Here is a 16134-nt window from a genome sequence, read left to right on the forward strand (position 1 = left end):
GGACAGACGGATCATATACTGTTTTGTATTTATTTGATCTGAATATAGGTTTATTTCTATATGGAATAACTACGTTATAGATCGGTTGTATTAATAACGAGCTGGTGCTGATTTTTTTGCAAGTTCTATCATATAATCAAAAAAGGCAGTCGGATTCGTATCATACACAAAATTCACCGGACGACCATCTGCTTGTTCTACCGTTCTACCTTGTGATGGGCCATCTGGAATCACAACACAATTGACTACTTTTTTCTGTACAATATCTGGACGACCAATCGACAATGTTGTTAATACATCCCAGAAATAATACGTTGAATTGTTCTCCATATGTACAAGCGGTGGACAACAAGCATAACAGTTACCTAAGAAATCGACACCTTCATAACGACGGTCTGTTGACCAGCGTTTACGGATATTTAAGTCTAAAGGCACTTTAATGGTACTTTCTAAAGCAACCAGATCGATCACGATCTTACTTTGCCATACCCGATGTGCCGCTTCAGGGTCCCAGAATACATTCCATTCTGCACTTCCATCATGTTCAGGCTCATCGACATTCCCATGTGCAAATCCGCCACCCATCCAGACTAATTTTTCAATTTTGTCTTCGATTTCGGGAGCTTCATCGAGCGCACGAGCTAGATCGGTAAGAGGGCCGGTAAATAGCAATGTTGTTTTTCCTTCTGTTTGTAACAATTGTTGAATCATATGACGGTGAGCTGGTAATTCAGCCAGTGGTGCTTCCATTTTCCCGGATTCATTTAAAATAGGTAACGCATCTACATAAAATGTATGCATCCGCCATGCCGCTGGAAAAGGATTTTTACCACGTGAATTGGAACGAGCTACTTCTGGCGCATATGTGCCAAAACGATCAATAATTTTGCGACTAGCTGCTGCACCGGGTTCCAAATATCCGTCTGCTGGAATAACCGATACCCCTGTTAATTTTACATTTTCCATCTGCAATAACATAAATAGAGATACTAGATCATCGACTCCAGCATCATGGTTAAAATAAACCGATTGAACTTGTGACATGATTACTTGTTCCCCCTGTAATGCATCTGTATATCACGATGCTTGAATTTCACGTTCTCTCTATTCATATCATAATGCCTTCAAGAATACCAGACAGCCCTTATCCAGATCACCGTCAATTGTTAGACTGATTATGCTTACTTTTGATCATAAGTTCTACTTCGATTTATTGTATATCTGCTACCGGTTCTCCGATCAGAAATGTTAATTTCCCTGATAATACACCTAGCTCTGCGGGTGTCTCCAAATAAATTTCGCCATCCATATCCGCAGGCATCGGTTGAGCAGTAGTTAATGTGGCTTTTGTAGTGCGAATATAATCAATATTGCTATATTGTGGATTCCAGACTTCTTCTGTTTTGCGACTTACCAATTCACGTAGTAAAGGTAATCCTGCTTCACGAATAATCAGCACATCTAACAGACCATCTTCAAGCGAGCTTGCTGGAAAGGGTAACGGATTCGTTCCCAAAAAGCGTCCATTGGCTACATAGATCATAATCGCTTCCCCGTCGCTTTCTCCTTCATCATGTGTCAAATGAAACGTAAACGGTTCAGCAGTACGTACAGTCTGTAATGTACTAAGGAAATAACTGATTTTACCGAAAGCGCCTTTCAGATCAGGATTGATATTTTGCGACGTTTCCGCGATCAATCCAATACCATAAAAGTTCGTAAAATATTGTCCATTCACCGTTCCAATATCAATCGTACGTGTATAGCGTTCATTCAATACTTCTGCCGCTTTGGCCATTTGTTGAGGCATCATCAGTGCGCGCGAGAAATCATTACATGTACCACCTGGCAATACACCTATAACCGGCGGATGATCCAGTAATGCTAATCCGTTAATACATTCATGCACTGTACCATCTCCACCTAGAATATAGACAACATCGTATTGTTCCCCTAATTCTTTGCATAGCTGTTGTGCTTCACCCGGTTGATCTGTTCGACGTACATTCAATTCAGGTAATGCTAATGACAAAATACTCAAAGCCGTTCCTAGTAATTCTGGAGTTAGCGAACCTGCGTGTCCATTATAAATAAGTAGCCCTTTGTTATACATAAAAGTACCCCCATGATTGGAGCATAAGATACTTATTCATACCCTTGTTTGACTACCTTTTAAACGATTAACAGACAAATACGTACATTTCTCTTGCTTGGCTACGATAACATGCGAAAAGCTTGAGAATTCTGCCTTTTTTGCAGTTTATTGATTAAATTTTACGTTTTATTAGGATTGAAAAGAAATGTATGATATTATTTATATAGGTAACTTATCTTTTTTAGTACAATTGTGCTCTTTAGATATTGTTGAATAGTTCGATCGGTTCGCTTGTTTATGAAATAATATTCATAACGTGTAGCGCTTATGGAATTACTCAATAATCTTACCTAATAATTTGAGAAAGAGGATTGTGTATGCCGAGAAAACACCGCAAATTAACTCCCGTCCAATTGCTCGCCAAATTCATTTTCATTACAACTGGTGCTGTAATGATGGCAGTAGCCCTCGAAATTTTCCTTATTCCTAACACGGTTATTGACGGAGGAATAACAGGGATTTCAATCATTTTGTCTGAAGTGACTCCTGTTCCATTAGGTCTTTTTATCTTTATTATTAACGTTCCCTTTCTGATTATCGGTTATAAACAGATCGGTAAAACGTGTTTGCCTTTTCTACTTTATACGGAATTACAGTCATGTCGTTGATGACTGCATATTTACATCATATACCTGCACTGACAGATGATAAAATTCTAGCCAGTATGTTTGGTGGTGTGATTCTTGGATTCGGGATTGGTCTGGTTATCCGCTTTGGGGGATCGCTGGATGGTACAGAGATTGTAGCAATTTTGCTTTCCAAACGTTTCCATATGCCTGTAGGACAGATCGTTATGATTATTAACGTATTTATCTTTGCCGTTGCTGGTTTTGTATTCGGTTGGGATTCAGCAATGTTCTCGATCTTTACGTATTATATCGCAGCCAAAGTGATGGATATTGTTGTCGAAGGTTTGGAAGAATCCAAATCGGTTACGATCATTTCTTCAGAGTACGAAGAAATCTCGCAAGCGATTGTGGACCGTCTGGGAAGAAGTACAACTTTTATGTACGCTAAAGGCGGTTATTCCAAAGAAGATACACAAATGATCTATTGCGTTGTAACTCGTCTCGAACTTGCCAAGTTACGTACGATTGTACAAGATATCGACCCTTCTGCTTTCCTTGCCATTGAGCATGTATCAGAAGTTATCGGTGGTAATTTTGAGAAGAAAAATATTCATTAATTGACGATATAAAAAGCCTCTCTGTACTATGATAGAGAGGCTTTTTTTGTTATTTCTAACTTATCTACTATTGTATCCAAACTTAAAAAGAACGATCTATATCCCTACAAATAGGAATGCAGATCGTTCTTTTATGTTAATTATTTCTTTGTTGTTCTAATTGCTCAACTTTATCTTCTAATATACGGATTCGCTTGTGATGACGATAAGCAATCGGAGTAACTGCTACAATACAGATCAAAATCACGCCTAAGATCATAACAATATCCTCCATATAATTAAAATTAATTCGCTATTTTCACCTGTCCGGTAAATTGGCTATTATACAAGTCTGCATAGAACCCTTCTTGTGCTAACAATTCAATATGCGTTCCAGTCTCAATCACTTTACCATGATTCATCACTAGAATCAGATCGGCTTCACGAATCGTAGACAGACGGTGAGCAATTACAAAGTTCGTACGCCCTTCCATCAATGTATTCATCGCTTGTTGAATCAATACTTCTGTCCGCGTATCGACACTACTGGTCGCCTCATCTAGAATCAGAATCGCAGGATCAGCCAGAATAGCACGCGCGATCGTCAGCAATTGCTTTTGACCTTGTGAAATATTAGATGCTTCTTCATTCAGCACCGTATCATACCCATCCGGCAAAGTACGGATAAAGTGATCAGCACGCGCGGCTTCAGAAGCTCGTATAATCTCTTCTTCTGTGGCATCTTCACGTCCATACGCAATATTATCCCGAATACTTCCACCAAACAGCCAGGTGTCCTGTAATACCATGCCAAATAGACTGTGTAGTTCAGCACGCGATAATTCGCGGATATTTTGACCATCTATCGTAATCTGACCGTTATTCAATTCATAGAAGCGCATTAACAGATTGATCAGTGTTGTTTTCCCTGCTCCTGTCGGCCCTACAATCGCAACCGTCTGTCCGGCACGCACATGAATATTCATATCGTCTATAAGCAGTTCATCTTTTTTATAACCAAAAGCGACATGCTCAAATGTCACATCACCACGTACAGGACGAGCAATCGTAGTTATCGCTTGGTCTTCTTCTTCCTGCTCATCCATAATTTCAAATACGCGCTCTGCTGAAGCAATCGTCGATTGAATAATATTTGAAATGTTAGCAAGCTGGGTGATCGGTTGCGAGAATTGACGCGCATACTGGATAAATGCTTGTACTCCACCGATACCGACTGTACCGCGGGTCACCATAATACCACCCACTACACAGATAAGCACATAACCGATATTACTGATAAACGACATCAACGGCATAATCGTACCGGAAATATATTGCGCTTTCCAACCCGATTCATACAGTTTTTCATTAAGTTCATTGAATTGGGCTAAAGACTGCTTTTCCCGTCCAAAAGCTTTGACAACACGATGTCCGGTATACATTTCTTCGACATGTCCATTCAGATCACCAAGCGATGCTTGTTGTCCGGCAAAATGTTTTTGCGAACGCTTCGCCACTACAATCGTAACGAGTAGACTCAGTGGAATCGTCAAAATAGTAATCAATGTTAGCAATGGACTGATAGTAAGCATCATTACAATAACACCGACCAGTGTTACGATCGAAGTGATCAACTGGGTTAGACTTTGTTGTAACGTATTACTGATATTATCTACATCATTCGTTACCCGGCTTAGCACTTCACCATGAGACTGTTGATCATAGTAACGAAGCGGTAGACGGGATAATTTGCTTTTAACATCTTTACGCATCTCATAGACTGTATTCTGCGCTACGCCTGACATAAAGTATTGCTGAAAATAAGCAAATAACGAACTGAACAGATACAATCCAGCCAAAATCATCAATAAATCTATAATATATCTGAAATTGATAGCAGTTCCGCCGGTGACGCTGTTAAATAATTCATCTGTCGCCATTCCCATAATACGCGGAGCCACAATACTGAATAACGTACTGAGTACCGCAGCAATTAGCACAACAAGTAATTGCATCCGATAAGGGCGAAGATATGATAATAATCTTCTTAATGTACCTTTAAAGTCTTTAGGCTTTTCACCTGGCAAAGACATCCGTGGTGGGCCACCCATCTGCCCGGCTTGTGGTCGTTGTGGAGGTTTTGGTTTTTGCTCTTCACTCATGCGATCTCCTCCTCCGACAGTTGCGAAGATACAATCTCACGATAGACTTCACTACTTTCTAACAATTCACGATGTGTACCTCTACCGACAATTTTGCCATCTTCCAGCACAAGAATCTGATCTGCATCCATTACTGTACTGACACGCTGAGCGATCATCAATACCGCTGCATCGGTTGTTTCGGCTTTGAGCGCTGCGCGTAATTTAGAATCCGTTTTGAAATCAAGTGCTGAGAAACTATCATCAAAAATATACAATTCAGGCTTACGTACCAATGCACGAGCGATCGACAACCGTTGCTTCTGTCCACCCGATACATTCGATCCACCCTGTGCAATCACAGAATCGTATCCATTTTTCATTTCGCTAATAAAATCAGATGCTTGCGCAATCATAGCCGCATGCTTCATTTCTTCATCAGTTGCCTGTTCATATCCATAACGAATATTTTCAGCTATTGTTCCTGTAAAAAGTAATGCTTTTTGTGGCACATAGCCGATTTTCGCGCGTAGTGACGCTTGATCACGCTCCCGGATATCGATCCCATCGACTAGAATCTGTCCACTTTCTACATCGTAAAAGCGCGGAATTAGATTCACCAGTGTTGATTTGCCTGATCCAGTTCCACCGATAATCGCTGTCACTTCACCGCTTTTGGCTTGAAATGAAATCTGTTCTAGCGCAGGCTGTTCTGCTCCTGGATAACGGAAAGTCACATTATCAAAAATCACACTTCCCCGTCGTTCCTGAATAGTAGAACTTACAGGATGCTCAGGATCTTCAATCTCTGGTTTCATTTGCAATACTTCATTAATACGTGTTGCAGAAGCAGAAGCTCTCGGCACCATAACGAAGATTACAGATAACATTAAGAATGAAAATAAAATCTGAGTCGCATACTGAATAAATGCCATTAGATCACCGACTTGCATATCTCCATAGCTGATCCGTACACTACCGAATCCAATAATCGCGATAATCGAGAAATTTAAAACAAGCATCATTACAGGCATCATCAATGCCATTAATTTATTAACCGAAATAGCAGTATCTGCTAGATCACGACTAGCTCCATCAAACCGTTTGCTTTCATACGTATCCCGATTAAATGCACGAATAACACGCAATCCGGTTAAATTTTCACGCATGACCATATTTAAGCGATCCAATTTACTTTGCAATGCTTTGAACAGTGGCATTCCTTTGCGGGCAATACTGAAAATAGCTAGCCCTAACAACGGAATCACAATAACGAAAATAAGCGATAACTCTGCATCTTTGGAGATTGCCATAATCAGACCGCCAAGCATCATAAGCGGTGCCATGACCATCATCCGTAACATCATCGTTAGCACTTGTTGAAGTTGTGTAATATCATTGGTCGTACGGGTAATTAACGAAGCTGTACCGATACGATCAAATTCTTGTAATGAAAAATTTTCGACATGCGAAAACACACGACTGCGTAGATCGCGACCAAATCCGATCGAAATTTTGGCTGAAAAGTAACTAGCCGCGATGGAACATAACATTCCACCTGCGGCAAAGAGTAACATATATAAGCCAATCCGCAAAATATAAGCTGTGTTCCCTGCCGCAATACCAGTATCTACAATATCAGCCATCAATGTAGGCAGGAACAATTCTGACATCGTTTGCAAAAATACCAACAGCAGAACCAGACCGATTCCACCGTAATACGGTCGAAGCTGTCCTAGCAGTTTGGTCATTACTCTGCATCCCCTTTATGTTCTGGTTCCGCAGGTTCAAATACTCGTTCTTGGAAATAAGAAAAGACGCGACCTAATAATTCAGTCAATTTGCGACTATCTTCTTCTCCTAGATAATCGACCAATCCTTCAAATGACGTTTTGAAAACAGCAAGGGACTGCTCCATAATCGCTGCACCTTTATCCGTCAATGTCACACGTACAGCACGACGATCGCTTTGATCCATATTGCGCTCGACCAATCCATCGTTTTCCATTCCTTTGATCAATTGAGTAACTGTTGGAGAAGTTACTCGAAGTAGACGACTCAGTTCAGAAACTTGCATCCCGCAACTAATCGAGTCTGCTTTGTTACCTATACAGATCAAAGCCATAATTTCACTTGGTTTATATCCCGCTACTGGCTTTTGACGCCAATCTGCTTTACGAAAAAGACGAAATGCACGTAATAACTCTTCACCCATCGGTGATATTCCTTCAAACTTCAAATCTTCTTCCACCATTTATTCACCTCAACGTAAAATCCTATTATTTAGCCATACTAATTATTAGGTTAACTAATTTTAAATCTGTATGCAAACCTTGTCAATGTTTATAACCCCATATACTTTTAATTATATACACTTTTCGCAATAATCCTACATTTAATTCTTTATTTTAAGGTAATCTATCCTATTTATATTTATATGGTAAATAATGTTATATTTCCAATTGACTGCTGACTTCAAAGCCTGCTCGTAATTTGGAGATCAATTCCTGCATTTTCACAAAATCGTCCTCATCAAACTTGGAAGTTAGCGCAATCATAAGCCCTACATATCCTTCTACATTTTGCTCTACAAATCGCATTCCTTTTTCAGTAAGTTGTACCGAAGTACGGCGGCGATCTTTGGCATCATGGATACGTTTGACCCAACCTTCGGATTCTAGTCCATCAACCAGTCCTGTAATCGTTCCACGAGTCACCTGTGCTCGATCTGCTAATTCCGAAGGCAACAGACTATGATTCGTATCCGCATACAAGATGCATAACATCATAATTTTGCCCCGCGATAATCCCATTCCTGCAAAACGTGCATCCATACTTTTAAAAATTTCTTCAGCTGTACGAATAAATTGAATCGTTGTTTTCACCGATTGAGCAGCTGGTGTATGTTCAGGTATTCCTGTTAATTTCATAAAAGTCTGACTTAATACCTCTGAAATCTCCAACTTCACACCTATCACTCCTTATTCTTAACAATTTTTTAATCTTTTTTGCATAAAAATGTAAAGTTAAATCATTTGATTACGATAAACAGTAGTATAGGTTTGCAAATACTTGCGAACTATTCATATATAAAGGAGGACTCTAACTGATGAGCAGTAATCCGTTTGACCAACGCCGTCTGCTACAAACTGGGATCTGTAGTTTGATGGCTGTCTTGTTACTACTACCACCGCTTCCTACACACGCATCTGAATTAGCAAGACATGCGCAGAACGGTCAGGATACATTTCTAGGTGGAACATATATCGAACTAGGCGTTTCAAGTAGCGGTACACTTGGCACAGCTAGCGATAGCCCATCTGGTTTTCATCCCGGGGCAATAAGACGTAATATCGGTATGAATGTAGACAAAGACGGTTATGATTTTGGCAAAGATATGACCAGTGGTGATTATGTCTTGCCTGGAAGCCCTTCAGAAGGTTTTGTAGTAGGTTACAAACCATCTGTAACTTCCAAATCTCCGTTGACGTTTGTGAATGAAGAACAAAGTGGAAGTATTGATATTCCAAGTACCACTCAAGATTTATCTACAGATGAACAATTAATCGCTCAAACATCTGGTAACACATCTGATCAAGCTATCGCCGTACAACAAAACATTTCTTTTAAACCAGGAGATGCTTTCTTCAAAACAACGATCACACTCAAAAATAACAGCGTTACAGATTCCGTATACGATGTTCATTATATGCGCTTTCTTGATCCCGATATTGATGCTGATCTTCATGAAGACAACAGCACGATTAACTGGGTGCCTTCTAACCCACCTCAAGATGCCGAGGCGATCGCTGCGGCAATTGGTAATGCTAGCGATAATATATTCATGTATGTGGCACAAGATCCACGTGCTCAAGCTTCTGTTGGATTCAGCCGTAATCCTTATATCGAACCTGCATTTCAAACAGATGGTGGGAAGCATATTGCAGCCAATCTAACCGATGATTGGTTAACCCTGACATTTAATGCAGGCGATCTAGAGCCCGGTGGTACTACCGAGTTAGTATTTTATAGTAGTCTGGATTCTGATATGAATGGTGCACTAGCACAGATCAGAGAAGATTATGCAGCCGATACACTGGCTGTGCCTTCTGAAATTACTTTGACAGGCGATACGATTGCATGGAATGTCGCTGAAGGTACTACAGCAGGTGTATTAACCACTTCTACTCAAAATCCAAAAGTACAAGATACGTTTACGTACAGTCTGGTTAGTGGAGAGGGAAGTAGTGCTAACGATTATTTTACAATTCAAGATAATCAGGTCAAAACAACCAAAGCACTTACACGCGGAGTGACCAGTTATCCGATTCGTGTATTAGCAACAGGAAGTAATGGAAGCACGTTAGAACAAGCATTTGTAATCCATGCTACTGCACCTGATATGGGCACAGATCTTGCTTCATTATCTATTGAAAATGGAGCCTTAACACCTTCATTCTCACCTGAAAATACAGCCTATGCTGTAACGTTGCCTGATGGAACCACGCAGACTACAGTCAAAGCAAGTGTGTATGATCCAGATGCGTCGCTTATCATTAATGGCGTAACGGTCACAGACAGTGTGTATGCAGAAGAACCGGTGACACTTGATCCAGGTCTGACTACTATTACACTTGAAGTGCACGGCAAAAATGGAATTTCCAAATTTTACAAGGTTCAGGTATCTTCTAATTCGACACTTCCACCTGTAGTACCTGTTGACTCTACTCAACCTGTTCAACCTGTACCACAAGTGCCAACACCATCTCCAACAACAGATACGTATGAAGGGTTACCTGTATCTCCACCACTGGTGATTACAGCACCATTTGTACCTGTGGCTCCGACAGAACCATTACCGGATCCGAATATGGTGACTGGTGGAGGCGGTGGCGGTGGAGCAAGTGGCGCATCGGCTTTGGATGATAATCCGATCTACGATGAATTAGCTAATGCAGCTACCGGCACAGCAACGAATAAAAATACAGATTCAGCTACCAAAACGCCGACCAAGTCGACAACTAATGTCAAAGCAAGTAGTTATATTCAAGGTTATCCTGATGGCACATTCCGTCCCGATCAGAAAGTCACTCGTGCGGAATTATCTGTTATGCTAGAACGTGCACTTGCGATCCAAAATGCAACCACGCCAACAGCAACAAGCAGTACAGACTTTAAAGATGTACCCGCTTCATACTGGGCAGCTTCCAGTATCCAAAATATTGAAGGAAGCGGTTGGTTACAAGGGTATCCTGGTGGCAATTTCAAACCTGCTCAACCGATGACACGTGCAGAGCTAGCAACTTTAATTGCTCGCTGGCAAGGACTTAATACAACGTCTACAGCATCTTTACCAGCAGATGTACAAGGACATTGGGCAGCAAATACGATCAGCGAAGTGATTCAATCAGGATGGATGAAAGGTTATCCTGACGGTCAATTTTACCCGAATCAAGCAGTGAGTCGGGCTGAGATCGTAACTGTATTGAATCGTGTACTTGGTGAAAATACGTCTTCTACAGATTCCATCGCAAGTAGCTGGAAAGATGTAACCCCTGGACACTGGGCGTATAGTGAAATTACCAAAGCTTCACAGAAATAAAAAGATAAGGCTATGATATAAAGTTGTACGCTAATACCCCTGCACAGTTGCGAAATCGACTGTACAGGGGTATTTTTTTGAACTCTTTTCTCTTTTATTATGTTATTGGTGATATAACTTACAGAGAATCATTACGCCATTCTGTCGGTAGCAATTGATAATAAGGGCGTTGCAAAAAGCGATCATCCACCAGCATCAACAACCCTCGATCTTCTTCTGTCCGAATCAGCCGTCCACCCGCTTGGAGTACTTTGTTCATTCCCGGATAAACATACGCATAATCGAATCCATTAAACCCTGCCTGACTGAAATGCTCACGAATCAATTCTCGCTCCGGCCCAATCTGCGGTAGCCCGACACCGACAATAATAACGCCTGTTAGTCGATCCCCTGCTAGATCGATCCCTTCACTAAATATTCCACCCATTACAGCAAATCCTGTTAATGTACGTGGATTATCGCTTTGAAAAGCTTGAAGAAAACGATCCCGTTCGTCTTCTGCCATACCGGACTGCTGAATCAACACATCTGTATCTACATGTAAGGTCTCAAAAATATCAATCACATCTTGCATATATTGATACGAAGGGAAAAAAGCTAAATAATTACCCGGGCGATCATTAATCAATTGAGCAAGGACATTCGCCAGTTCAGTTCGGGTACGCTCCCGATCCCGATAACGTGTCGATAACGGCACAATCTGTACTTCCAATTGTTCGCGTGAAAAAGGAGAAGCAATCGAAATATTATAATCTTCTTCCTCTGCTCCTAACATATCGCGATAATACCGAATCGGAGACAATGTCGCAGAAAAGTGAATTACCGAGCGATATCCTTTGGCTGTCTGACGAAGTTGTAATGAAGGATCAATACAGAACATCCGTAAATACACATCACTACCTTGCACTTCTGCATAGGTCATATGACTTTCCATATCATACAGTCGTCCAATCCGTAGAAACGCTTGTACCGCAAAATACGTTTCAAGCAACAATTGGATATCTCCCTGATCGCCTTGCTCTAACAATGTCACTTCTGCTCGAATCACAAACTCTTCTAATAGAGGGAAAATTTCTTCCGGTGCTTGTTGTCGCTGGATCAACTTGCCATCTTCGCCTTGCTTGCGTAAGCGAATAAAATACGCATTGATCGCACTAGCAATTTTGGCTAATGATTCAGCAGAATCTTTATAATCTCTTTTCAAATCCAGAAAAGCTGATTTATTTAATGCCGCTGAAAACATATTGCGTCCACGATCAACCAGATTATGGGCTTCATCGACTAATAAAATCGTTTTTTTGCGCATGTCATCAGAGAGACGCTTGAATGATACTTTCGGATCAAATACATAGTTATAATCGCAAATAACAGCATCTGACGCATACGAAGCATCGATCGATAATTCAAACGGACATAGATGATGCTTTTGTGCATATTGTTCAATCACAGAGCGAGTCATCAATGTCTCATTGCTCATCATATCGAGAATCGCACCATTGATCCGGTCATAATACCCTTCGGTATATTCGCAGTTATCCCGTCCACCTGTGCTATTTGCAGAGCAGAAACACACTTTGTCTTTGGCGGTAATCGTCACGCCATGTAGATTCAAGCCACTGTTTTCCATCCGTTGCAATGCTTCTTCGGCATTGGCTCTTGTTACCGTTTTGGCGGTCACATACATGAGTCGTTCTGCTTGCTCGGTACCAATCGATTTAATCGCTGGAAATAAAGTCGAAATCGTTTTCCCTGTTCCTGTCGGCGCTTCCGCAAATAGATTCAGCTTCTCACCGATCGTTTTGTAGACAGCTCCTGCAAATTTACGCTGACCGGATCGATACCCGGCAAAAGGAAACGCTAACTGCTCAATACTATCGTTACGCTTCTGACGATGCTTGGCGATCATTTCTGCATAAGGTGCATATTCAGCTACCGTATACTGTGCAAACTGTTGTAGTTGTTCGCGGGTCTGAATGCGTTCTAGCTTGGTCTCTTTCCCACTGCTTTTGTGTACATATGTTAATTGAACCCTAACCTGATCTAACTGACGATCTTCTGCGAGAATATATCCATACATCTGCGCTTGCGCCCAGTGGACTTCCCGTCCGTCTCTAATATCTTCTGCTGAGATCGAAGTCGACTTGATCTCATCGACAGTCAGCAGTCCTTGTTCATCGACCCATAATCCATCACAACGTCCTTCGATCCGAAATAGCAGATCATGATAAGGAATTTCTGTTTTGAGATGAACTTCCTTTTCCCCGTGTTCACCATATCCTTCTTGAATCTGTTTGTGGATACGTGTCCCTTCTTGCATCGACTGGGCTACGCGGAAGCCTGATTCGATACTGCCTGTCCGATACACATATTCCACCAAAGTCCGTACTGAAATATCGATAACGGTCGTCATCTTCCGCACCTTCTCTCTCTATTTTTTGTTTCTTTGATTGTTGGGTAAGCATCATTTCTATTGTACTGTAATCTCTTTATTTTACCAAAAGATTGGAATGACTCTATACAGATCGGTAGTAAAATACAAAGTCTCTTCACTCTATCGTTCTATTTTTTATATAATAGTAAAATAGGAATAAATTGGTATGCGTTCATGTGGATTATCATACTGCATTCTAGCTAAGAGCTCTTTACAATAAATACGATAGACCACCTAGCAACAATAAGGAAGGATGAATGACTGTTTATGCTTCGACTCAAATTAAAATTCCTGCTCCAAAATAAACAAACTCGGCTGATGTTGCTGTTAACGATAGTATTGTCTGTCTTGATTACTACGATTGCCTTATTTTCCTATTCCCGTTATCGGCAAGAATTAGATACCGAATTGAATACACCGAATATTGAATTATTGCAAATTAATCTAGATGTGACCAATAGAGCTTTTCGCGAATCCGATAACAAAGCTGTCGATGCTTCATTTCATCCAGATATTCTGAATTACATACAGGCTAATCCGGTAGGAACGAACTATAGTGTACAGGTAAATCAAGCACAGCGTTATTTGAAAACGCTCGCATCTGATCAAGATATCTATTCGATCGATATTATCACATTGGATCAGCAACATATTTTATCCAGTCAGTACGGTTATAGTGCAGATTGGCAACAATCCCCGGATAACACATGGACAAGTTGGATTCAACAGATCAAGCAAAAGCCTTTACTGATTCAGCGACGGTGGTATGGAAAAAGTGCTACAGATGGTCAGATCGAACTGCTTTCTTTAGCCAGACCGATTGTGATCCACGAGAAAGTGATCGGTGCTGTTATGATTAATCTGGATTATGATCGTTTTTTCTCAAAATTTTATGTGCATTTATCGAATGAACAGATTGTGTACGATCTGGATGGTCATCTTATTTATCCTAAGCTTAGTGCTTCTGTGCCTATCAATGAAATGGATCAAGTGATCACTGAATTAGGTGTACAGCCTTTCGCTTATGTAGATATCCATGGACAAGATTATATGGCAAATCAGACTTTCTCGGATGTAACCGGCTGGCGACTCGTTTCGCTAGTTCCGATGGAGCAATTACTCAAGCATGTCAAATTAGCCCGTAATATGATGCTCCTTCTTTCCCTGATCTCGATAGCGATCGGATGTGCAGCAGTCTATTCCTACAGCTATGCGGCTTTTCGTCCACTTAAACGAATTAACAAACTGCTTCATCCCACAGATCAACAACAGCCGCCTCATAATCTATACGATCTAGAACCTGCGATTAGCAAATTAATCGGTGATCTGCATAGTACTTCTTTTCTTGCGGAACGCAGTCTACCTGAATTGCGCTCCAAGTATATTCAGGATGTGCTTCATCAACATATTGGATTGCAAGAATTGGATACGAAATGGAATTATTATTTTCAAGATTGGGAATCAGATCTGCTTGTTGTGACTGTCATTTCGATTGATCGGTACCGAGCATGGACAACTTCATACAGTAGTGAAGATCAGATGCTACTAAAATACGCATTACATAATATCATGCTCGAAATTCTAGACTCTCATTGGCGTGTCGTCAGTATCAATGCGGATAAAGATTATTTTACCTTTCTATTGCAACCCAAAAGTGCCTATTCGATAACATGGACAGATCAGTGGTCTATCGATATGGAGCGTTGTATTCAGATTGTAAAAGAACATCTGAATGTATCTATTTCTGTCGGTGGTGGAAGTTCTGTAGATACGATTGCTCAGACTCCATCTTCTTATACAGAAGCTATTACAGCGCTATCTTATCGGTTGTACAATGGCTACGGACGTATACAACATATGCCCCAAGACCATGCTTCTGCTACAACCTTTCCTTTAGAACAGCAGGTATGGATTCAAGAAATGGTAGATCGCTGTGAACAAGCAGATCAGCAAACGGCTTTATTATGGATGGACAAAGGATTGAACGATATTCAAGAACATTCCATCATTCCTAAGGAAGCTTATAAAATGTTAGATCAGGGTGTGCACTCATTATTACAATGGGCACAATCACATGAACATACCCTTCCTGTAGAACTGGCTAATTACTACAGCGGACAATTGAACACGTTAACATTAGAAGAGATTAAGACATTGTTACAGACTCTGATTACTGAATTAGTAGACGAGCGTATGATCTATCGTGTGTCACGTGAACATCTTTTGGTACAAGATATGCAATCGTATCTAAGCGAACATTTATATGAAAATATTGGGTTACCGGATGTAGCCCATCATGTACAGATGAGTGTCTCGTCTGTCAGTGCGATTTTCAAAGAGGAAACAGGAAGTACATTATACGATTATCTGACTCACTTGCGGATGTCTAGAGCCTGTCAATTGCTATTAGATACTGAGCTAAAAATTAGTGAAATTGCAGGGCAAGTAGGCTATCAGAATGAGAATAGCTTTATCCGCACATTCCGTAAGCACAAAGCTACAACACCGGGCAAATTTAGAGAAATCCACAAATCAACCAATAGACATGCAGATCCGCCAAACCGTTGATATTTCAGCTTTTTGGCATATATATTGTGCAATTATCCGATAGAATCGCCACCTCTACTGGGCTACACTCAA

The 16134-nt window shown here is 40.8% G+C and carries 10 protein-coding genes and 1 pseudogene; 3 read left to right on the forward strand and 8 right to left on the reverse strand.

Annotation, left to right across the window (positions count from 1 at the left end; genetic code table 11):
* Positions 1–90: 90 nt before the first annotated feature.
* Both QE450_RS18010 and QE450_RS18015 read right to left on the reverse strand, forming a co-directional pair.
* Positions 91–1044 (reverse strand): nucleoside hydrolase, encoded by a 954-nt coding sequence (locus QE450_RS18010; protein ID WP_273613923.1) that lies wholly within the window; start codon positions 1042–1044, stop codon positions 91–93.
* A gap of 166 nt (positions 1045–1210) precedes the next feature.
* Complete coding sequence (locus tag QE450_RS18015; RefSeq protein WP_274171637.1) at positions 1211–2113, reverse strand: diacylglycerol/lipid kinase family protein; 903 nt, start codon at positions 2111–2113, stop codon at positions 1211–1213.
* A gap of 359 nt (positions 2114–2472) precedes the next feature.
* On the opposite strand from QE450_RS18015, the pseudogene QE450_RS18020 reads away from it, so the two are divergent.
* Positions 2473–3341 (forward strand): annotated as a pseudogene (locus QE450_RS18020) (YitT family protein).
* Positions 3342–3477: 136 nt separating this feature from the next.
* On the opposite strand, the gene QE450_RS18025 reads toward QE450_RS18020, so the two are convergent.
* The 5 genes from QE450_RS18025 to QE450_RS18045 form a co-directional block, all read right to left on the reverse strand.
* The gene (locus QE450_RS18025; RefSeq protein WP_307301044.1) at positions 3478–3600 is read right to left on the reverse strand and encodes a hypothetical protein; all 123 of its coding nucleotides are present in this window, start codon (positions 3598–3600) and stop codon (positions 3478–3480) included.
* 25 nt (positions 3601–3625) lie between these two features.
* Positions 3626–5482 carry an ABC transporter ATP-binding protein gene (locus QE450_RS18030; protein ID WP_307301045.1) on the reverse strand — a complete coding sequence of 619 codons (1857 nt, stop codon included), beginning with the start codon at positions 5480–5482 and terminating at the stop codon, positions 3626–3628.
* Positions 5479–7212, reverse strand: a complete 1734-nt coding sequence (locus QE450_RS18035; RefSeq protein WP_307301046.1) for an ABC transporter ATP-binding protein — start codon at positions 7210–7212, stop codon at positions 5479–5481. The genes QE450_RS18030 and QE450_RS18035 overlap by 4 nt, the downstream gene beginning before the upstream one ends.
* Positions 7212–7712 carry a MarR family winged helix-turn-helix transcriptional regulator gene (locus QE450_RS18040; RefSeq protein WP_273613929.1) on the reverse strand — a complete coding sequence of 167 codons (501 nt, stop codon included), beginning with the start codon at positions 7710–7712 and terminating at the stop codon, positions 7212–7214. The genes QE450_RS18035 and QE450_RS18040 overlap by 1 nt, the downstream gene beginning before the upstream one ends.
* A gap of 199 nt (positions 7713–7911) precedes the next feature.
* Positions 7912–8430 (reverse strand): MarR family winged helix-turn-helix transcriptional regulator, encoded by a 519-nt coding sequence (locus QE450_RS18045; RefSeq protein ID WP_274171635.1) that lies wholly within the window; start codon positions 8428–8430, stop codon positions 7912–7914.
* A 140-nt stretch (positions 8431–8570) separates the two neighbouring features.
* Between QE450_RS18045 and QE450_RS18050 the strand changes: the two genes are divergently transcribed.
* The gene (locus QE450_RS18050; protein WP_307301049.1) at positions 8571–11063 is read left to right on the forward strand and encodes an S-layer homology domain-containing protein; all 2493 of its coding nucleotides are present in this window, start codon (positions 8571–8573) and stop codon (positions 11061–11063) included.
* 118 nt (positions 11064–11181) lie between these two features.
* Here the strand turns inward: QE450_RS18050 and QE450_RS18055 are convergent, their stop codons facing one another.
* Positions 11182–13473, reverse strand: coding sequence for a helicase C-terminal domain-containing protein (locus tag QE450_RS18055; RefSeq protein WP_307301051.1), 2292 nt, complete (start codon positions 13471–13473; stop codon positions 11182–11184).
* 288 nt (positions 13474–13761) lie between these two features.
* Between QE450_RS18055 and QE450_RS18060 the strand changes: the two genes are divergently transcribed.
* Positions 13762–16062: an AraC family transcriptional regulator gene (locus tag QE450_RS18060; RefSeq protein WP_307301052.1), complete on the forward strand. Its 2301-nt coding sequence runs from the start codon at positions 13762–13764 to the stop codon at positions 16060–16062.
* The last annotated feature ends 72 nt before the right edge of the window (positions 16063–16134 follow it).

The sequence above is a fragment of the Paenibacillus sp. SORGH_AS_0306 genome, from assembly GCF_030819345.1.
GTDB lineage: Bacteria > Bacillota > Bacilli > Paenibacillales > Paenibacillaceae > Saccharibacillus > Saccharibacillus kyungheensis.